This window comes from Nonomuraea sp. NPDC049309 (assembly GCF_043196965.1).
Classification (GTDB): Bacteria; Actinomycetota; Actinomycetes; order Streptosporangiales; family Streptosporangiaceae; genus Nonomuraea; species Nonomuraea fastidiosa.
In genome coordinates this window covers 891,228-911,612 of record NZ_JBICSH010000001.1, presented here as the reverse complement: position 1 = coordinate 911,612, position 20,385 = coordinate 891,228, and the positions used below count along the sequence as shown (strand labels likewise).

The window sequence follows — 20,385 nt, the reverse complement described above, 5'->3', positions numbered from 1 at the left end:
TCAGGAGTGCTCATCGATGTGGCGGGCCAGCGCTTCCGGGGTTCGCAGGGTGAACAGGTCGCGTACGGTGACGACCGGGCCGAACTCGCGGCGCAGCAGACCGGCCAGCCGCAGTGCGAGCATGGAGTGCCCGCCCATGGCCAGGAAGTCGCTCACCGCGCTCACCTCCCCGTCGTCCAGATCGAGCGTCTCGGCGAAGAGCGCGCACACCACCTCCTCGGTCTCGGTCTCCGGCCCGCGCCCGCCCGACGAGGTCAGCGCGCCGAGCGGCTTGGCCTCGGGCAGCGCCCTGGTGTCGGCCTTGCCGTTCACGGTCAGCGGGATCGCCGGCACCTGGGCGTAGTGGGTGGGCCGCAGGTGGCCGGGCAGCGCGGCGCACACCTCGGCGGCCACGGCGGCGAGGTCCGCGCCGTCCAGCACGAGGTAGGCGGCCAGCCGGTACGCCCCGTCCGCCCCCGGGTCGGGCTGCGCCACCGCGGCGGCGAACCGCACCGCCGGGTGCGCCGCGAACGCCGCCTCCACCTCGCCCGGCTCCACCCGGTGTCCGCGGATCTTGACCTGCCGGTCGGTACGGCCCAGGTAGGCGAGGTTGCCGTCGGGCCGCCGCAGCACGAGGTCGCCGGTGCGGTACATCCGCTCGCCCGGCTCGCCGAACGGGCAGGCCACGAACCGGTGCGCGGTCTGCCCGCTCTGCCCGAGGTAGCCGCGCGCGATGCCGACGCCCGAGACGTACAGCTCGCCGGGCACCCCGTCGGGCACCGGGCGCAGCCACGGGTCGAGCACGTACACGTCGGTGTTGTCGATCGGCACGCCCACCACCGGGTCGGCGCACTCGAACGTGCCCACGCCGAGCGTGTTGATCGTGTACTCGGTGGGCCCGTACAGGTTGTAGCCGCACGTGCCCTCGGTCTCCGCGAGCCGCGACCACAGGCCGGGCGTCACCGCCTCGCCGCCGAGCAGCACCAGCGCGGGCCGCCGCACCGGGTCGTCGAGCAGCCCCTCGGCCAGCAGCCGCTGGGCGTAGGTGGGGGTGACGTTGATGACGTCGATGCCGTGCTCCAGGCAGTACGCGACCAGCCGGGGCGCGTCCCTGCGCAGCTCCTCGTCGCAGATGTGCACCTCGTGGCCGTCGGCGAGCCACAGCAGCTCCTCCCACGACATGTCGAACGCGAACGACACCGTGTGCGCGATCTTGAACACCCGGTGCCCGTGCTCGGCGAGCACCGGCTCGAAGATGCGGCGCCGGTGGTTGCGCAGCATGTTCGTCAGTCCCGCGTACTCCGTCACCACGCCCTTCGGCCGTCCGGTCGAGCCGGAGGTGTAGATGACGTACGCGGGGTGCCGCAGCCGGTCGGGGTCGCCGGGCGCGAACGTCACGCACGGCTCCGCCTCCGGCAGCGGCCGGTCCAGCTCGATCAGCTCCGCGGGGACGTCGCGGAGCCGGTGCGCGACCCCGCTCACCGTGAGGACGACGTCGGGGCGGGCGTCGGCGACGATCGCGGCGATCCGCTCGTCCGGGTGGTCCAGCTCGAGCGGCACGTACGCGGCCCCGGTCCGCAGCACGGCGAACAGCGCCACGATCGCGTCGAGCGAGCGGGGGACGGCCAGCGCGACGCTCCGCTCGGGGCCGACGCCGCGCTGGGCGAGCACCCCTGCCACCGCTCTGCTGCGCTCCTTGAGCTGCTCGAACGTCATCGACGCGCCGCCCGCGACGAGCGCCGTCCGGTGCGGGGCGCGCTCGGCCGCCCGGTCGAACAGGTCCACCACCGTCTCGATGCCGGTGTCCGTACGCGGGCCCGGCACCGGCATCGGGCCGAGGCCCGGCAGGGCGGCGACCGGGCCGTCCGCGCGGGCCAGCTCGTCGAGCAGGAGCAGGTAGTCGTCCAGGAGGCGTTCGGCGCGCGCGGTGTCGCCGTCGCGGTACTCCAGCTTCACCGCCAGCCGCTCGCCGGGCGTGACGACCCACGTGAACGGGTAGTGCGTGGAGTCGTCCGCGCGCACCTCGACGATGCCGTGCCGGGCGTTGATCTCCTCCAGCGCGTCGAGGTCGAGGAAGTTCTGCAGCACGAAGAGGTTGTCGAACAGCGTGTCGTGGCCGGTGCCGCGCTGGATGTCGCCGAGCCCCAGGTGCTCGTGCTCCATCGCCGCGACCCGGTCCGCCTGCACCTGCGCCAGATAGTCGCCCACGGTCTCCGCCGGGCGGGGCCGCGTCCACATCGGGACGGTGTTGAGCAGCACGCCCACCATGCCGTCCAGGCCGGGAAGGTCCTGCCCGTCGCGGCCGGAGACGGTGACGCCGAAGACCGCGTCGCAGCGGCCGGTGTGCGCGCCGAGCAGCAGGCCGAACGCGCCGGTCAGCACCGTGTTGAGGGTGACGCCGTGCCGCTTGGCCGCCGCCCGCAGCCGCTCCGACCGCTCGGCCGGCAGTGTCCGCACGATCGCCTGCGGCGGCTCGTCGCGCAGCTTCGGCGCGGGCCCCGCGAGCAGCGTCGGCCCGGAAAGACCCGCGAGATGGCCGGCCCAGAAGCGCCTGGCCGGTGCCGGGTCGCGGGCGGCGAGCGCGCGGGCGTACTCCTCGAAGCACGGCGTCGCAGGAGCCGGGTCGAGCGGCCGGCCGGCGAGCAGGGCCTCGTAGGCGGCGAACAGCTCGCGCAGCACGATCTCGCGCGACCAGCCGTCCCACAGCAGCAGGTGGTAGCTGAGCAGCAGCACGTCGCCGCCGCTCGGGCGGTGCAGCACGGTCATCCTGATCAGCGGCGGACGCTCCAGGTCGAAGCCGGTCGCCCGGTCGCGGGCGCGCAGCTCCTCGACCTCGGCGTCCGAGGCCGCCTCCACGGTGCGCACCTCGACCCGGCGGCCTGCTGCGAGCACCTGGACGGGGGCGCCGTCCGCGCCGGTGGTGAACCCGGCTCCGATGCCGGGATGCCGGGCGATCACGTACGCCATCGCCTCCGCCAGCGCGCCGGCGTCCAGGCGGCGGTCGAAGGTGAAGCAGCTCTGCGCCACGTAGTGCCCGGAGGGCCCGGAGAGCTGCGCCTGGTAGAACAGGCCCTGCTGCAGCGGGGTCACCGGGGCGGTCCGCTCGGCCGCCGCCGCGGCCCGCGCGATCTCGGCGACCGCGTCCCGCCAGTGCTCGGCCAGCTCGTCCGGCACGCCCTCGGCCAGCGCGAACGTGGCGCGCAGCGCCCCGGTGCCCGCGTCGAGCCAGGCGTCCGCCTCGACCGCGTAATGGCAGGCCCCGCCATCGGCGACCCGCACCGCCTGCGCCTCGCTGCCCTGGCCGAGGTAGTTGAAGAGCACCTGCGGCCGCCCGGTCAGCAGCGGGGCCGTCTGCGGGTTGAGGTAGCGGAGCCGCCCGTACGCGAGGTGCGCGCGCTCGTCCGGCTGCCGTGCGGCCAGCTCGCGCGCCGCCGCCACCGGGTCGGTGTGCGGGGCCAGCCGGACGGGCGCGATCGAGGTGAACCAGCCGACCGTGCGCGTGTAGTCGTGGTGCGGCAGCACCGGGACCCGGCCGTGCCGTTCGAGGTCGATCGCCAGATCATCCGGTACGTCCTGGACGCGGGTCAGCGCGGCCCGCAGCGCCCCGCACAGCAGCTCGGTGACGCCGGCGCCGAGCGCGGCGGCCGCGTCCCGCGTCACGACCGCGCTCACCTCCGGTGCGACCTCCACCGTCACCGTCCGCCGCCCTTGGGGCGGGCCGGGCAGCAGCGGGGGCGCGGCCAGGGCGGTGAGCCAGCGGCCGAGGGTGCCGGTGTCGTGTGCGGCGGTGGCGGCCAGCGCGTCGGCGTAGTCGGCGTACGGCGTCGTCTCCGGCGGCGGGGCGGCGCCCTTGAGCGCGGCTGACAGGTCGTCGAGCAGGATCAGCCAGGAGACCGCGTCCACGGCGAGGTGATGCGCGGTGATCACCAGCGTCCTGCTCGCCTCCAGCCAGGTGAACGCGACCGTCTCCCCGGACTCGGGATCCAGCCGCCCGGCCGCCTCGTCCGCCGCCGCCTTCGCGTCGGCGCCGCTGGCCCGGACGACGGTGACGGGCCGCGGCGGCTCGGTGCGCACCGTCCACACGCCGTGCTCGATCCGCAGCCGCAGCCGGAGCGCCGGATGGGCGGCGACGACCGCGTTCGCGGCCCGCTCGACGTCCGCGAACCCGGCTTCATCCGGTGCCCGGAGCGTCCTCGCCTGCGCGAACCCGGCCAGGGAGCCGCCCAGCTCGCGCTGCCGTAGCATGATCGGGGTCGGCGCGAACGGCCCGTCCCCACGGGCGGCGGGCGCCGGTGCCGGCTTGGGGGATACGTCCAGGTGCTCGGCGAGCGCGCGGGGCGTCTTGAACAGGAACACCTCGCGCGGCGTGACCGGCAGCCCGCGCGCCCGTGCCCGGTTGACCAGGGCGATGGCCACGATGCTGTCGCCCCCGGCGCGGAAGAAGTCGGTCTCCGCGTCCACCTCGACGCCGGGCAGCGTCTCGGCGAACACCCCGACCAGCGCGTCCACCACGGACCGGGCGCGCGTCGCGGGCGAGGAGGCCAGGGCGGCGCGGTCCAGCTTGCCGTTGACGGTCAGCGGCAGCGCGCCGATCGGCAGCATCAGCCCCGGCACCATGTACGCGGGCAGCCGCGCCCCCAGCAGGCCGGCCCAGTCGTCCGGCACCCGGCCGACCACGTGCGCCACGAGGTGGTCGCCGGACGGAGCGACGGTGACGGCCACGTCCACGACCCCGTCCAGGTCCCGGATCGCCGACTCGACCTCGCCGAGCTCGATCCTGAACCCCTTGAGCTGCACCTGGTCGTCGGCCCGCCCGGCGAACTCCAGCTCACCGTCCAGCGTCCGCCGCGCCAGGTCGCCGGTGTGGTACATCCTGGACCCGTCACCGGCGAAGGGATCGGCCACGAACCGCGAGGCGGTCAGCCCGCGCCGCCCCAGGTAGCCGAGCGCGAGCTGCGCACCCGCCACGTAGACCGCGCCCACCCGGCCGGGCGGCACCGGCCGCAGCCGCTCGTCCAGCACGTACGTCACCAGGCCGGGGATCGCCCGCCCGATCGGCGACACGTCGGAGCGCGCGAAGTCGTCGGCGGTCAGCACCCGGTGGGTGACGTGCACGGTGGTCTCGGTGATGCCGTACATGTTGACCAGCTCGGGCGTGCGCGTGCCGTACCGCTCGACCCAGCCGCGCAGCCGCCCGAGGTCCAGCGCCTCGCCGCCGAAGACGACCAGCCGCAGCGACTCGAGGCGCCGATCGGCGTGCCGGTCGGCCTCGGCGAGCCGGTAGAAGGCGGACGGCGTCTGGTTGAGCACGGTCACCCCGCGCTCGCGCACCAGGCGGTGGAAGTCGGTGGGGGAGCGGGTCAGCGCGTACTCCGGCACCAGCAGCTCGCCGCCGTAGGCCAGCGCGCCCCACAGCTCCCACACCGCGAAGTCGAACGACGCCGAATGGAACTGCACCCACACGTCGCCGGGCCCGAACCGCATGTCCGGCCACGTGCCGGCGAGCAGCGACAGCACGGCGGAGTGCGGCACCACCACGCCCTTGGGCCGGCCGGTGGAGCCGGATGTGTAGATCACGTACGCGGGGTCGTGCGCGGCGACCCGCGGCCTGGTGGGGTCGAGCGGCAGGTCGTCGCCCTGGACGAGCACGGGCACCCGCCCGCCGGCCAGCCGCGCCATGCGGTCGCGCAGCTCACCGGCGGCCAGCACGACCGTGGGCGCGGAGTCGGCCAGCAGGTACGCCAGCCGCTCGTCCGGGTACGCCGGGTCCAGCGGCACGTACGCGCCGCCCGCCGTGACCACCGCGATGATCGCGACGACCTGTTCGAGCGAGCGCGGCATCGCGACCGCCACCCGGTCGCCGGGCCCCACCCCGGCGGCGCGCAGCGCCGACGCCAGCTGCTCCTTGGCCTCCCGCACCTCCCGGTACGTCATCGACCGGGTGCCGCCGTCCAGCGCGCACTGCGTGACGGCCACAGCGTCGGGATACCGCGTGGCGGCGGCGTCGAACAGCTCACCGAGCGTGCCGTGGGAGGGCAGAGCCCGCGCGGGCTCGATGACGGGGCCGTCAGGACGGGTGAGCAGCCGGACGAGCGTGCGGGTGAACGTGCCCAGGATGTGCCGCGCGGCCCGCTCCCGCAGCAGCGCGCCGTCGTAGATGAGGGTGAACCGCGGCCCGCCGCCGGGCTCCCGCCCCACGACCAGGGTCAGCGGGTAGTGCGGCGCGCCCTCGTTCAGGACGCCGGTGACGACGAGCTCGTCGCCGGGCCTGCGCAGGCTCGCCACGTCGGTGGCGACGTCGAACACCACCAGCGTGTCGAACAGCGGCCCGCTGCCGGCCTGACGCCCGATCGCGGTGAGCGAGACGTGCTGGTGGTCGCGCACCGCGCTCTGGTGCGCGCGCACGGACTCCAGCAGCTCGCCCGCCGTGGTGGCGGCGTCCCACCGGACGCGTACGGGGATCGTGTTGATCAGCAGCCCCACCATGTCCTGGATGCCAGGGACGTCGGCCTCCCGCCCGGACACCGTGGAGCCGAACACCACGTCCGTGCGCTGCAGGATGCCGCCCAGCGTGGCGGCCCACGCGCTGTGCACGGCCACGCTCAGCGGCACCCCCGCCGCCCTGGCCGCCTCGTCGGCGTCGGCGTCCGGGATCTCGGTGACGTCGGCGTACCGGTCCGACGGGGTGTGGCCCTCGGCCACCAGCGAGGGTCCCGTGAGCCCGCTCAGCTGCTCGCGCCAGACCCGCTCGCTCTCTGCGCCGTCCCGCCCGGCCTGCTCCCGGACGTACGCGGCGAAGCCGTGGTTCGGGTACCCGCTGCCGGGCCGGTGGTACTCGTCCAGCAGCGCGCGCAGCATCACCGGTACCGACCAGCCGTCGGCCACGATGTGGTGCACGGTCTGCACCAGGACGTGCCGGTCGGGGGCCCGGCGGATGAGCGTGTACCGCATGAGCGGCCCGGCGGCGAGGTCGAACCCGGCCCGCCGGTCCCGCTCGGCGAGCTCCCGCAGCTCCTCGTCCGTGATGCCGGGCCGGTCCAGCGTGGTGAACGGCGCGCGCACGCCGTCCTCCAGCACCGAGACCACGCGGCCGTCGGCGAGCGGCACGAACCGCGCCGCCAGGTTCGGGTAGAGCGCGAGCAGCCTGGTCGCCGCAGCGGCGAGCCGGCCCGCGTCCACCGGGCCGTCCAGGGTGATGATCTGCTGCTCGACGTAGCCGCCCGCGGGCTCGTCGTCGAAGACCGAGTGGAAGTACAGGCCCTCCTGCAGCGGGGTGAGCGGCAGGATGTCGCGCAGCGCGGGGCCGTCGAGGGCGTCCACGTCGGCCTGGGTGAGGACGAGCGGCGCGAAGTCGCTGGGGGAGTGGCCGCCGCCGTCGAGCGCCGCCAGCGACTCGAGCGCCTGGCGGAAGTAGCCGGCCAGCGCCTCGATGTCCGCGTCGGTGAACACGCCCTCGGGCCAGGAGATCGTGGTGATCAGCTCGTACGCGCCCGACGGGCCCGGTTCGGCGATGGCGTTGAACTCCAGGGGACGCGGCAGCCGCATCCTCGGGTCGCGCCGCTCGCCGAGCCGCCCCGTCGCGACCGCGAGTCCCCAGTCCGCCCGGCTGCCCGCCTCGTACCTGCCGAGGTAGTTGAAGAGCACTTGCGGCGCGGGCGCGCCGAACGCGACGCCGCGCAGGTGGCGCAGCACGCCGTAGGCGAGGCCGTTGCCCGGCACCCCGGCCAGGTCCTCCTTGACCCGCTTCAGCGCCGCCGCCAGGTACGCCGGGTCGGTGACGTCGTCCGCCGCGCCCGGGTCCACGGTCACCGGGAACAGCGTGGTGAACCAGCCCACCGTGCGCGACAGCTCGGGCTCGAACCCGGCCGACGCGGCGACGAACCGTCCCTCGCGGCCGTGCCCCTCCAGCTCGACGTGTGCGAACGTCTGGTCCTGCCCCAGGTCGCGGCGGCGGCGGGCGAGCGCGACGGCCAGCGCGGTCAGCAGCACGTCGTTGACCTTCGCGTGGAACCTGGCGGGCAGCTCGCCCAGCAGCGCCGCGGTCGCCTCCGGGCCGACCCTGACGACGTGCGTGCGCTCGCGGGCCACGGTGTCCGACGCCGCCGGCGGCCGGCTGCCCAGCGGCAGGTCGTCGCCGGGGAGCGGGCGGGCGAAGTACGCGCGATCGGCCTCGAAGTCCGCCGACTCCAGCAGCTGCGTCCAGCGCCGGAACGACGTGCCCGCGGGCGGCAGCGCGATGGGCTCTCCGGAGCAGAGCTGCCGCCAGGCGGTGGCCAGATCCTCCATGAGGATGCGCCACGACACGCCGTCGATCACCACGTGGTGCGCGGCCAGCACGAGCCGGCGCTCCGCCCGCTGCCACACGGCGCGCAGCATCACGCCCCGATCCGGGTCCAGCGCCGCCACGGCCCGGTCCACGCACTCCGCGAGGCTCCGGTCGCTCTCCTCCCAGATCGCGCTGTGTGCGCCGGCGGCGGGGACGTCGAAGCCCCAGTGCGCGCCGCGCACCAGCCGCGCCCGCAGCATGGGGTGCCGGTCGAGCAAGGCGGCGAGCATCGCGCCGAGCGCCTCGCCCGTGAGCCCGTCCGGCGTGTTGAGCACCACCGACTGGGCGAACCCGTCGATCGCGTCCGTCGTCTCGCCGAGCCACCGCACGATCGGCGACCCGGTGATCCGCCCGGTGGCCACGTCGGAGTGGTCGGTGGCGGCGTCGCCCGCAGGCCGGGCCGCCGCCGCGAGCGCGCCCAGCGTGGGGGAGGCGAAGACCTGCGCCGCCGTGACGTGCAGGCCCCGCTCGCGCAGTGCGCCGATCAGCGAGATCGCGAGGATGCTGTCGCCGCCGAGCCGGAAGAAGTCGCAGTCCACACCGACCGCACTGCCGTCCTCCAGGCCGAGCACGGACGCGACCGCCGCGCACACCGCGCGCTCCTCCTCGGTGGCGGGCGCGACGACCCGCTCGGCCCGCGGCCCGGGCTCGGGCAGCGCGCGCCGGTCCAGCTTGCCGTTGGGGGTGAGCGGGAAGGCGTCCATGACGACGACGTGCGCGGGCACCATGTACTCGACCATGTGCCGGGCGGCCCACTCCAGGACGTCCTCCGGCCGCAGGTCCTCGTGGCCGGCCGCCGGGATCACGTACCCGACCAGGTAGGTGCCGCCGGAGGCGTGCTTCCTGGCGGCCACGCACGCGTGCCGCACCCCCGGATGCTCGGCGAGTGCGATCTCGGCGTCCTCCAGCTCGAGCCGCATGCCGCGGATCTTCACCTGGTTGTCGGCGCGGCCGAGGAAGTCCAGCGACCCGTCGGGGGCGAACCTGGCGAGGTCGCCGGTCCGGTACAGGCGGGAGCCGTCGGAGGCGAACGGGTCGGCCACGAACCGGGAGGCGGTCAGGCCGGGCGCGTTGACGTAGCCGCGGCCCAGCAGGAAGCCGCCGGCGTACAGCTCGCCGCCCACGCCGACGGGCACCGGGCGCAGCTCGTCGTCCAGCACGTACAGGCAGGTGTTGGGGTTGGCCCTGCCGATCGAGGTGGACAGGCGCTCGGCCGCGCCCCGGTAGATGACGTGGGAGACGCCGATCGTCGCCTCCGCCGGGCCGTAACCGTGGTAGAGGGGGATGCCGAGGCGGGTGCGGAAGCGCTCGTACAGCTCGGGGGTGAGCACCTCGCCGCCGCACCACACGTGCCGCAGGCTGTCCAGGCGGTCCGAGTCGCCGGCCATCTCCAGCAGCACGTCCAGCATCGACGACACGAGGTACGTGAACGTCACCCGCTGCTCGGCGATCACGCTCAGCAGGTGGTGCGGGTCGCGCTCGCCGCCCGGACGCAGGACCACGAGCCGCCCGCCGCGGATCAGCGGCAGGAAGATCTCGTTGATCGAGATGTCGAAGGACAGCGGCGCCTTGAACAGCGAGACGTCGTCGGGGCCGAAGCCGAGGATCTCCTGCGACTGCCACAGCAGCCGCTCGCTGATCGCCTCGTGCCGGATCATCGCGCCCTTGGGCCGGCCGGTGGAGCCGGAGGTGAAGATCACGTAGGCCAGCGCGGGCCCCGGCATGGTCACCCCGGTCTCGGTGACCGGGTAGCAGCCGTACCCCCAGGCGTCGAGGTCCACGGCCACCGCGTCCGGCTCGGCGGGGTCGTGCTCGCCGGTGCGGTCGAGCTGCGCGACGAGCCCGGCGTCGGCGATGACCTGGGCGCGGCGCTCGGCCGGCCAGTGCGGGTCGAGCGGCACGAACGCGCCGCCCGCCATGAGCACCGCCAGCAGCCCGATCACCATCTCGGCCGAGCGTTCGAGCGAGATGCCGACGGTCTGTTCGGCGGCCAGCCCGCGCTCGATGAGGTGGTGGGCGAGCTGGTGGGCCAGCTCGGCGGTCTCGCGGTAGGTGAGCGTGCGGCGCTCGTCCACGATGGCGACGGCGTCGGGACGGGTGCGTACCTGCTCGTGGAACAGCTCCACGAGCGTCGGCCTGACCCGGTCGGCGCGGGTGTCGTTCCACCGGGCGAGCTGGGCGAGGCGGATCTCGATGCTCGACGGGGCGATGGTCCCGACGGGCCGGTCGGGGAAGTCGGCGAGGTCGTCGAGCGCGAGCTGGGCGTCGGCGAGATCGACGCCCTCGGGGACGGCGATGGCGAGGCCGTCCGTCCGCCAGCGGTCCGGCGCGCGCCCGCCCTCCGCCGCCCAGGCCAGCACGTCGGCGAACGGCGTGCCGGGGGAGAGCGCGAGGTCGCCGACGCCGTCCGGCCCGTCGGCCCAGTACGCCAGCCCGATCGCACACGCCTCCAGCAGGACCCCGTCGGGATGGTCGCCGGCCCGGCGGCGCAGGCCGGCCAGCCGTTCGGGAGAGAGGGAGACCACACGAGTGCTTGGTCGAAGCATGAAGACCTCAGCCGCCCCTTCAGACGCTCGCAAGTAAGGTTAGCCTAACCTAACAAAGACCACCTAGCCAGACTCGCGCCAGGCCCGCCAGAGCCGCGCGTACCGGCCGTCCGCGGCCACCAGCTCCTCGTGGGTGCCCTCCTCGACCACCTGGCCGCCGTCCAGCACCGCGATGCGGTCGGCGGTCATCGCCTGCGTCAGCCGGTGCGCGACGAACAGCGCCGTACGCCCCCGGCACGCGGCGAGCACCGCGCGCTCCAACTCGGCGGCGCCCTGGCTGCCCGCCTCCGCGGTCGACTCGTCCAGCACCACCACCGGCGCCCGCCCCAGCACCAGCCTGGCCAGCGCGAGCTGCGCCGCCTTGGTGCCGTCCAGCCGCTCGCCGCCCTCGCCGACCAGGGTGTCCAGCCCGTCGGGCAGCGCCGACACCCACGGCTCCGCGCCGACCGTGCGCAGCGCGTCCATCAGCTCGGCGTCGCTCGCCTCCGGCGCGGCCAGCCGCAGGTCCTCGGCGAGCGTGCCGGAGAACACGTGCGTCTCCTGCGTGAGGATGCTCACCAGCGCCCGCGCGTCCGCCTCGTCCAGCTCGGTGATCGCGGTCGAGCCGATGCGCACCGACCCGGACTGCGGGGTGCCGATGCCGGCGATGAGCGCCGCCAGCGTCGTCTTGCCCGCGCCCGTGGCCCCGACCAGCGCGAGCGAGCGCCCGGCCGGGATCGTCAGGTTCACATCGCGCAGCACCGGCCGGTCGGAACCGGGATAGGCGTACGTCAGCCCCTCCACCGTCACCGCGTACGGGCCGGGGCCCGCCGGAGCGATGTCCGGGGCGCCCGCCAGGCGTTCCTGGGTGGCCTCGCTCAGCACCCCGACCAGCCGGGCCAGGCTCGCACCCGACTTCTGCGCCTCGTCGAAGGTGAACAGGATCGAGCCGAGCGGGTTGAACAGCCGGTGGAACAGCAGCGGCGCCACCGCGGCCTCGCCCAGCGTGACCTGGCCGGTCTCCAGCAGCACGTACCCGGCGACGATGATCAGCGTGAGCCCGATGAACTCGGCGCGGTTCTCCCGGCCCACGAACCGGCCGAAGAGCCGGAACACCTCGATGCCGAGGTCGCGCACCCGCCACGACTCGCGGGCCACCCGCTCGCGGAACAGCGCTTCGAGCCGGTGGGCCCGCACGGTGTCGATGCCGTTCAGCCCGCTGATGAGCGCCTGCGCCCGATCGGCCTGCGCCTCGCGCTGGCGGCGGTAGAGCGGCGCCGAGCGGGGCAGGTACCAGCGCAGCGCCAGCGCGTACGCGGGCAGCGCCCCGGCACCCGCCAGCCCCAGCCGCCAGTCCAGGCCGAACATGCCCGCCGTGGCGATGACGACCAGCACCGCCGCGGAGAACAGCGTGGGGACCGCCGTGCGGATGCCCTTGGACACCACCGCCACGTCGTCGCCCACCCGCGACAGCACATCGCCGTGCCCGACCTGCTCGATCCTGGCGCTCGGCAGGCCGAGCACCGCCCGCACCGCCCCCTCGCGCAGCCGCGCGAGCAGGTCCGCGCCGAGCCGTCCGATCAGGTACGACGACGCCGCTGCGGCCACCGTGCCGAGCAGCAGGGCGGCCGCGAGCAGCACCCCGATCGTGACCAGCAGGTCGTGCGGCCTTCCCGCGATGACGCCGTCCACCACCTGGCCGAGCAGGAACACCGGCAGCACCTGCAGCGCCGCCCCCGCCACCGTGGTCACGACGGTCGCGGCGGTCAGCCACGGCGTGTCGCGGCAGTGCGCCGCGACCCACCGGGCGGCCTCGCGCGCGCTCGCCGTGCGCAGGATGGCGGGGGCGGTCCCGGTCTCGGTGCTCACACCAGGACCGCCGGGGCAGCGGGGATATGCGTCCTCCTCACGGCTCCACCGACTTGACCAGCTCGTCGATCGCGTACGGCAGCGACAGCAGCGTGCTCTGCGACATGGCCGCGCCGATCGCCGGGCCCTCGCTGTCGAGCAGCCATGAGACGTCGCCGTTCTTGACCGCGGGCAGGTTGGCGAACAGCTCGAACTTCTTCAGCGCGTCCTGGTCGGCCTGGTCGGCGATGACGAAGATGTGGTCGACGTCCACCAGGTCGATGCGCTCGGGGGAGAGCACCGTGTAGAAGCCGCCGCCCGCGATCTCGTCGATCTCCGGCCGCCCCTTGAAGCCGATGCCGGTCACCAGCCGGCCGCGCACGTCGGTGGTGGTGAACGGCGCCACCGAGTTCTTGTACCAGGACAGCGCCACCGCGGTCTTCCCGGCCCACTCGGGGTGCGCCTTCCGCGCCGCCTCGAGCTTGGCGTCGATCTCCGCGACCATCTTGGCGCCCTCCTCGGCCTTGCCGAGCGCCTTGGCGATGTGCAGCGCGTTGTCCTGCCAGGGGGCGCTGAACGGCTCCTTCTCGGTCTTCGTGCGGGCGACCACCGGCGCGATCTTGGACAGCCGGTCGTAGGCGGTCCGGTCGATCTCCGAGTAGACCGCGACGATCAGATCCGGCCGCAGCGCGGCGATCTTCTCGTAGTTGGGGCCGGAGTCGCCGTTGGTCATGATGACCTCGGGCAGGGTGCCGCCCCACCTGTCCTTCACCCAGGGCCACTGGGTGTTGATGTCGGGCGTCTTGCCCGGCGGGTTCGGGTACTGGTCCACCATGCCGACCGGCTTGATGCCGAACGCCAGGAGGGCCTGGTCGTCGGTGTAGCCCACGGAGACGACCCGCTCGGGGGCCTTGGTGATCTCCGTGGTGCCGAACGCGTGCTCCACCGTGACGGGGAACGCGCCGCCCGAGCCGGCGGCCGCGCTCGCGCCGGTGGCCGCGCCCGGCTGCTCGGCGGCTCCGGAACCGCACCCCGCGAGCAGGGCCGCGGCCGACAGCAGCACCGTGAGCCGCCGCAGGGTCTTCGCAACTGTGGATCGAGAGGAGAGCATCCGGGGGTCCCTTTGCTGTCGTGCTTCAGCGCACCACCGACGTGGGGCAGGCACACCGTAACACGATCTAGTTAGGCAAGGCTAACCTAACTTGCTAGCGACCTCCGGCGCTCCTGAGGTTGGCGCGCACCAGGACGTACACGAGGAACGGGCCGCCGATCGCCGCCGTCACCACGCCGACGGGCAGCGACACCGGCAGCGCCGTCCGCGCCACCAGGTCCGCGCCGATCAGCAGCAGCGCGCCCGTCAGCCCTGAGGCCACCAGCGGCGGCGTCGCGTACCGGGTGAGCCGCATCGCCACCTGCGGGGCCACCAGCGCCACGAACGGCACCGGCCCCGCCGCGCTCACCGCCACCCCGGCGAGCAGCACCGCGCACAGCAGCAGCACGCCGCGCACCATCGAGGACCGCACGCCCAGCCCGGTCGCCACCTCATCGCCGAAGTGCAGCGGTTTGAGGTGGAAGGCCACGTACGCCACCACGGCCAGCAGCGCCAGCCCGCACCACAGCGCCGGCCGCACCTCCTCCCAGGTGCGCGAGTCCAGCGACCCGACCAGCCACGCCTGCGCCCTCGCCACGTCGCGGATGTCGGCCGTGGCGAGCAGCCACACCGTGATCGCCTCCGCCACGGCGCTCACCGAGATGCCGATGAGGATCAGCCGCAAGCCGTCGATGCCGCGCCGCCAGGCCAGCAGATACACCAGCAGGCCGGTGCCCAGGCCGCCGGTCAGCGCCGCCGCGGGCAGGCCGACCGTGCCGGTGATCGCCGAAGCGGCCCCGCCCGTCACCGTCACCAGGAACACCGCGACCATGCTCGCCCCGCCCGTGATGCCCAGCACGTCGGGGCTGGCCAGCGGGTTGCGCGCGACGGACTGCGTGATCGCCCCCGACACGCCCAGCGCCACCCCGACCACGAGCCCGGCCAGCGCGCGCGGCGTCCGCAGCTCCAGGACCACGAACTCGTCCACCCGCTCGCCCTGCCCGAACAGCGTGGCGACCACCTGCGGCAGCGCGATGGGGAAGTCGCCGAGCGCGATCGACAGGCAGAACACCAGGAACGCCGCCACCGCGAGCAGCAGCGTCACGCACACCATCCACGGCCGCCACACGAACGACGCGCGGCCGACCCGGACGCCTCGCATCAGGGCCGTCACGTTCTCCTGAACTTTCCGCGCCACACGAGCGCCGCGAAGAAGGGGGCACCGGCCAGGGCGACGACGACACCCGCCGGCAGCTCGCCCGGCCGCGTCACCACGCGCCCCAGGATGTCGCAGGCCAGCAGGACGACCGCGCCGAGCAGCCCGGCGAACGGCACCAGCCAGCGGTAGTCGGGCCCGGTCACGTACCGGGCGATATGGGCCACCATGAGTCCCAGGAACGCGATCGGCCCGCAGGCCGCCGTCGCCGCCCCGGCCAGCACGGTGATGGCGACCACGCCGACCGTCCTGTTGCGCGCGATGTTCACGCCCATCGCGCGGGCCACGTCGTCGCCCAGGTTGAGCAGGTTGATGGCGGGCAGCGTGGTCGCCGCGAGCACCAGCCCCGCCGCGATGAACACGACGACCGGCCAGATCACGTCGAAGCCCACGCCGGCCACGCCGCCCGCATTCCAGAACCGCAGCGCGTTCAGCGAGGTCTGGTCGGTCAGCGCGATCGCCGTCGTCATCGCCGCGAGGAACACCGCGGTGCCCTGCCCGGCCAGCGCCAGCGTCAGCGGGCTGCCCGCGCCCTGGCCGATGCCGGCCAGCCCGAACACCACCGCGCCCGCCGCCGCCGCGCCCAGGAACGCGAACCACACGTACTGGTACGGGTTCGCCAGCCCGAACAGGATGCTCACGGTGACCACCGCGAACGAGGCGCCGGCGTTCACGCCGAGCAGGCCGGTGTCGGCGATCGGGTTGCGGGTGTAGCCCTGGATCAGCGCCCCGCCCACGCCCAGCGCGACGCCGGCGGCGATCGCGAGCACGGTGCGCGGCACCCGTACCGTCTGCACGATGAGCGCGATCTCGGTGAGCCGCTGATCTCCGCCCGCCGCTCCGAACAGGCCCTGCCACACCTCGCCGGGACTCAGCGCGCGCGCTCCGACGGCCAGCGACGCGCCCGCCACGGCCGCCAGGACGAGCGCGAGCGCGCCCGCGCCGAGAACCCGCCGCCGGCGGGCACGGTTCACCACAGTCGTGCTCATGGCGACGTCGGCAGTTCCTTCACGCTGGGAAGATCGGACTTAGGTAAAGCTATCCTTAGTTCGCGGTCGAGGGGAAGGGACGCGGCGCATGGGGGAGACCTTCGCCAGGTACGGGCTCACCGGCGAACCCGGCAGCGAGGAGTTCTGGCGGGCGGCGCGCTCGCCCGTCAGCGCGCCGGACGGCGGCGGCTGGAGCACGCTCTTCCTGTGGCGCGGCGGCCCGGCCACCCTCTCCTTCGAGAGCCTGCCCGGCCCGCTGCCGCTGGCCCGCTGGGGCGAGAGCGACTGCTGGTACGCCGAGGTCGCCATGCCCGCGCGGCTGCGGGTGACGTACCAGATCGTCGCCGGCGACGGCGCGCACGCCGACCCGCTCAACCCCGCAGGCGCGGGCGGCGAACGGTCCATCGCGGCCACGCCCGACGTGCCCGAGCAGCCGTACTGGCCCGCCATCGGCCCCGACGACGTGCTGCCGCTCCCGGACACCCGCCTGCGCTGGACCGGCCCGCTCGGCGGGCGGCGCACCGTGCGCGTGCACCCGGCGGGCGACGGCGGGCCCCTCGTGCTGCTGCTCGACGGCGACGACTGGCTCTACCTGCATCCCGCCATGACCGCCTTCGACGCGGCCGTGGCCGCCGGCGCGCTGCCGCCCGTCACGCTCGTCTTCCTGCCCGCGCGCGACCGCGAGCACGAGTACGCCTGCCGCCCCGAGCTGTGGCGGGCCGTCCGCGACGAGCTGCTGCCGCTGATCGCCGGCAGCGGCGTGCCCGCCGACCCCGGCCGGATCGTGGCCGCCGGGCAGAGCCTCGGCGGGCTCAGCGCCCTGTACGCGGCGCTGGAGTTCCCCGGCCTGCTGTCCGGCGTGGCCTGCCAGTCGGGCTCCTTCTGGTGGTCGCCCGGCGCCGGATCCCGGCCCGACCCGCTCGGCGGCCCTGCGGGCGGCGCCATCGCCGCCCGCCTGGAGCGCGACCGCCCCCGCCTGTCCGGCCTGCGCGTCGCCTTCGACGTGGGGGAGCACGAGCACCGCATGCTCCCGCACTGCGAACGCGTCGAACGCCTCACCGAGCAGGCCGGAGCCACGGTACGCGTGTCCCGCTCGCCCTCGGGGCACGACCGGGCGGGCTGGCGCGGCGCCCTGCTGCGGGGCGTCGCCTGGGCGCTCGGGTGAGGCTCGCAGCGCCGTACTCGGGGCCGCGCTCATGGCCGTGCTCATGGCCGTGCTCATGGCCGTGCTCATGGCCGCGCTCAGGGCCAGTGGGTCCAGGGCCGCCGGGTGAGGTAGCCGCCCATGCTGCGGAAGAGTTCGGTGGCGGGCAGCTCCGCGCCGTCCTCCGTACGTACCTGCTCGATCACCAGCCCGTGAGAGCGCCCCTTGCGCGCTTCCGCGCCCGCCACGATGACCACGCCGTCACCCTCGCGGATGAAGATCCGCCCCGGCGTGCCGCCGTAGCGGCCGCGCGACACCGACGCCTTGGTCACCCTGATCCGCTCGCCCTTGTAGTAGGTGAAGGCGTTGGGATACGGGTCGGACTGGGCGCGGACCAGCCGCTCGATGTCCTCGGCGGGCCAGGTCCAGTCGATGTTGCCGTCCTCGATCGAGCGCTTGTGGAAGAAACTCGCCTGCGAGCGGTCCTGCGGGGTGAAGACGGCCGTTCCGGAGCCGATGAGGTCGAGCGCCTCGGTGACGATCGGGCCGATCAGGTCCACGGTGCGGTGGAACAGGTCCGTGGCCGTGTCCTTCGGGCCCACCGGCACCGCGCGCTGCACCACGATGTCACCGGCGTCCAGCTCCTCGTTCATCATGTGGGCGGTCACCCCCACCTCCTTCTCGCCGTTGATCAGCGCCCAGATCAGCGGGGAGAAGCCGGCGTATTTCGGCAGCAGCGAGTCGTGCACGTTGAGCGTGCCGTGACGGGGCAGGTTGAAGATCTCCGGCGGGATCCAGGTGCGCCAGTTGTTGGCGACGATGAGGTCGGGGTCGGCCTCCTTGAGCCGGGACATCAGTTCCTCGTCGTCCGGCCGGTTGCGCAGCAGCACCGGCACACCGTGGGCCTCGGCCAGCTCGGCCACCGAGTCGTTCCAGATCCTCTCGTACGCGTGCTCGCTCCTGGGGTGTGTGACCACGAGCACGACCTCGTGCTCGGAGTCCAAGAGCGCCTGGAGCGTGCGATGCCCCCAGGTCTGGTAGCCGAACATCACGACCCGCATGGTGTCTCCTTGTCGAGAGGAACCGCTTCGGTTAGGGTGACCTTAATTAGGCAAGGCTAACCTAATTTGGGCCTCGTCTCCATCCCCGGTCCGGTCGTCAGAAAGGCCTCCATGTCCTCCTCGGAGCAGCACGTCCATGACCTCATCGGCATCGGCTTCGGGCCCTCCAATCTGGCCCTGGCCATCGCGCTGAAAGAGCGTCACGGTGACGGAGTCGACGCGGTCTTCCTGGAGAAACAGCCCGCCTTCGGCTGGCACCGCGGCATGCTCATCGAAGGCACCACGATGCAGGTGTCGTTCCTGAAGGACCTGGTCACGATGCGGAACCCGGCCAGCGAGTTCAGCTTCCTGTGCTACCTGCGGGAAAAGGGGCGGCTGCTCGACTTCATCAACCACAAGACGATGTTCCCGTCGCGGCTGGAGTTCCACGACTACCTCGAATGGGCGGCCGCGCGGTTCACCGGCCAGGTGTCGTACTCCTCCGAAGTGCTCGGTGTCTCCCCGGTGCACGTGGACGGCTCCATCGAATTCCTCGACGTGGTGGCCCGCCGGGGCGACGGCACCCTCGTCACCCGCCGCGCCCGCAACCTCGTCCTCGCCGCCGGGCTCGAACCCGTCCTGCCCGACGGCGTCACGACCGGCGAGCGCATCTGGCACAGCGAAGAGCTCCTCGACAAGCTGCCCGCGCTGCGCGGCCCCCGCAGGTTCGTGATCGTCGGCGCCGGGCAGAGCGCCGCCGAGGTGGCCGGCCACCTGCACGCCGCGTTCCCCGCCGCCGAGGTCTGCGCCGTCTTCGCCAAGTACGGCTACACCCCCGCCGACGACAGCTCTTTCGCCAACCGCATCTTCGACACCGCCGCCGTCGACCACTTCTACGCCGCCCCCGACGACGTGAAGGAGCGGCTGCGGGCGTACCACGCCGCCACCAACTACTCCGTCGTGGACCTGGAGCTGATCGACGAGCTCTACCGCCGCCACTACCAGGAGAAGGTGCAGGGCAAGGAACGCCTGCGCATCTTCAACGCCTCCCGCCTCACCGACGTCTCGCACGGCGACACCGGCCTGCGCGTCACCGTCGAGTTCCTGCCCACCGGCGAGCGCACCCCGCTGGACGCCGACGTCCTCATCTACGCCACCGGCTACCGCCCCACCGACCCGCTCACCCTCCTCGGCGAGACCGGCCGCCTGTGCGAACGCCTCCCCGGCGGCGGCGTCCGCCTCGGCCGCGACTACCGCATCGCCACCTCACCCGAGCTGCGCTGCGGCATCTATGTCCAGGGGGCCAGCGAGCACACCCACGGCCTGACCTCGACCCTGCTCTCCAACACCGCTGTCCGCGTCGGCGAGATCGCCGACTCCCTCGCCGACCGCCTCCACGCCACCTCCCCTTCCTCCTGCGCTCCCGGCTCGATCCGCTCCCTGGTCTGACCGCCCGTCGCGCCGACCGTCCGTGCCTGGTCGATGGGACGGGTCGCCCCGCCGGCCCGTCCCATCGCCGCCGGTTCCACCCGTCGCCGCGCGTTCGCACAGCGCTCCCCGCCTCTGCTGCGCTTTCGCCGGGCGCTCCCTGCCTCCGGCGCGCCGCCGCTACGATTCGCTGCGCCGCACGGCGCAGGCGATGGAGGCCCGCGCCGAGATAGCCCGCGCCGCGCGCCGCCTCTTCGTCGCGCGCGGCTGGGGTGCGACGACCGTACGCGACGTCGCACGCGAGGCCGGGATCTCGGTGCCGACGGTCTACTCGGTGTACGGCAACAAGACGGGGCTGACCCGGGCGCTGGCGGACGCCGCCGGCCTGTCCGCCGGCCTCTCGCGCCAGCTCGCCGAGCTGGAGGCACCGGAGGCGACCCCCGGACGCCAGCTCGCCGCGATGGCGGCCTTCGACCGGCGGCTGTTCGAGCAGGCCGGAGACGTCATCGTGCCGCTGCGCGAAGCCGCCCGCACCGAGCACGAGCTCGCCGCTCTCTACCGCGACAGCCGTGCCCGCGCCGACGAGACCCGCCTGACGGTCTTCTCCTCCTGGCCGGACGGCACTCTCCGCCCGGGCCTGGACGTCCGCATCGCCACCGACATCTACGCGGCCCTGTGCAACATCGACGTCTACACCACGCTCACCGTGGAACGCGGCTGGTTCCCGGACCGCGTCGAACAATGGTGGGCCGAAACCTTGGCCCGCGAACTCCTCACCTCACCGGCTGGCTGAGAGGCCG

At 74.0% G+C, this 20,385-nt stretch carries 9 protein-coding genes; 3 read left to right on the top strand and 6 right to left on the bottom strand.

Translation table 11 applies throughout. From position 1 onward, the window contains the following. The 5 genes from ACGFIM_RS04330 to ACGFIM_RS04310 all read right to left on the bottom strand — a co-directional run bounded on the left by ACGFIM_RS04330 (window position 1) and on the right by ACGFIM_RS04310 (window position 15,973). Window positions 1–10,830, bottom strand: a complete 10,830-nt coding sequence (locus ACGFIM_RS04330; protein ID WP_393194385.1) for an amino acid adenylation domain-containing protein — start codon at window positions 10,828–10,830, stop codon at window positions 1–3. 84 nt (window positions 10,831–10,914) lie between these two features. Continuing rightward, window positions 10,915–12,699 carry an ABC transporter ATP-binding protein gene (locus ACGFIM_RS04325; RefSeq protein WP_393194382.1) on the bottom strand — a complete coding sequence of 595 codons (1,785 nt, stop codon included), beginning with the start codon at window positions 12,697–12,699 and terminating at the stop codon, window positions 10,915–10,917. Between the two features lie 37 nt (window positions 12,700–12,736). Beyond that, complete coding sequence (locus ACGFIM_RS04320) at window positions 12,737–13,789, bottom strand: iron-siderophore ABC transporter substrate-binding protein (RefSeq protein ID WP_393194379.1); 1,053 nt, start codon at window positions 13,787–13,789, stop codon at window positions 12,737–12,739. Between the two features lie 94 nt (window positions 13,790–13,883). After that, a complete protein-coding gene (locus ACGFIM_RS04315) occupies window positions 13,884–14,942 on the bottom strand; it encodes a FecCD family ABC transporter permease (RefSeq protein ID WP_393194376.1) in 1,059 nt (352 codons plus the stop codon). Further along, entirely contained in the window at window positions 14,939–15,973 is a 1,035-nt protein-coding gene (locus tag ACGFIM_RS04310) for a FecCD family ABC transporter permease (protein ID WP_393194373.1), read from the bottom strand. The genes ACGFIM_RS04315 and ACGFIM_RS04310 overlap by 4 nt, the downstream gene beginning before the upstream one ends. An 88-nt stretch (window positions 15,974–16,061) precedes the next feature. Here ACGFIM_RS04310 and ACGFIM_RS04305 point away from each other — a divergent pair, with 88 nt between their 5' ends. After that, window positions 16,062–17,138: an alpha/beta hydrolase-fold protein gene (locus ACGFIM_RS04305; RefSeq protein WP_393194370.1), complete on the top strand. Its 1,077-nt coding sequence runs from the start codon at window positions 16,062–16,064 to the stop codon at window positions 17,136–17,138. Window positions 17,139–17,215: 77 nt separating this feature from the next. Here the strand turns inward: ACGFIM_RS04305 and ACGFIM_RS04300 are convergent, their stop codons facing one another. After that, window positions 17,216–18,178 carry a methionyl-tRNA formyltransferase gene (locus tag ACGFIM_RS04300; RefSeq protein ID WP_393194367.1) on the bottom strand — a complete coding sequence of 321 codons (963 nt, stop codon included), beginning with the start codon at window positions 18,176–18,178 and terminating at the stop codon, window positions 17,216–17,218. A 111-nt stretch (window positions 18,179–18,289) separates the two neighbouring features. Here ACGFIM_RS04300 and ACGFIM_RS04295 point away from each other — a divergent pair, with 111 nt between their 5' ends. Then, the gene (locus ACGFIM_RS04295; protein ID WP_393194364.1) at window positions 18,290–19,606 is read left to right on the top strand and encodes a lysine N(6)-hydroxylase/L-ornithine N(5)-oxygenase family protein; all 1,317 of its coding nucleotides are present in this window, start codon (window positions 18,290–18,292) and stop codon (window positions 19,604–19,606) included. Window positions 19,607–19,796: 190 nt separating this feature from the next. Continuing rightward, complete coding sequence (locus tag ACGFIM_RS04290) at window positions 19,797–20,378, top strand: TetR/AcrR family transcriptional regulator (RefSeq protein WP_393194361.1); 582 nt, start codon at window positions 19,797–19,799, stop codon at window positions 20,376–20,378. Window positions 20,379–20,385: the final 7 nt, after the last annotated feature.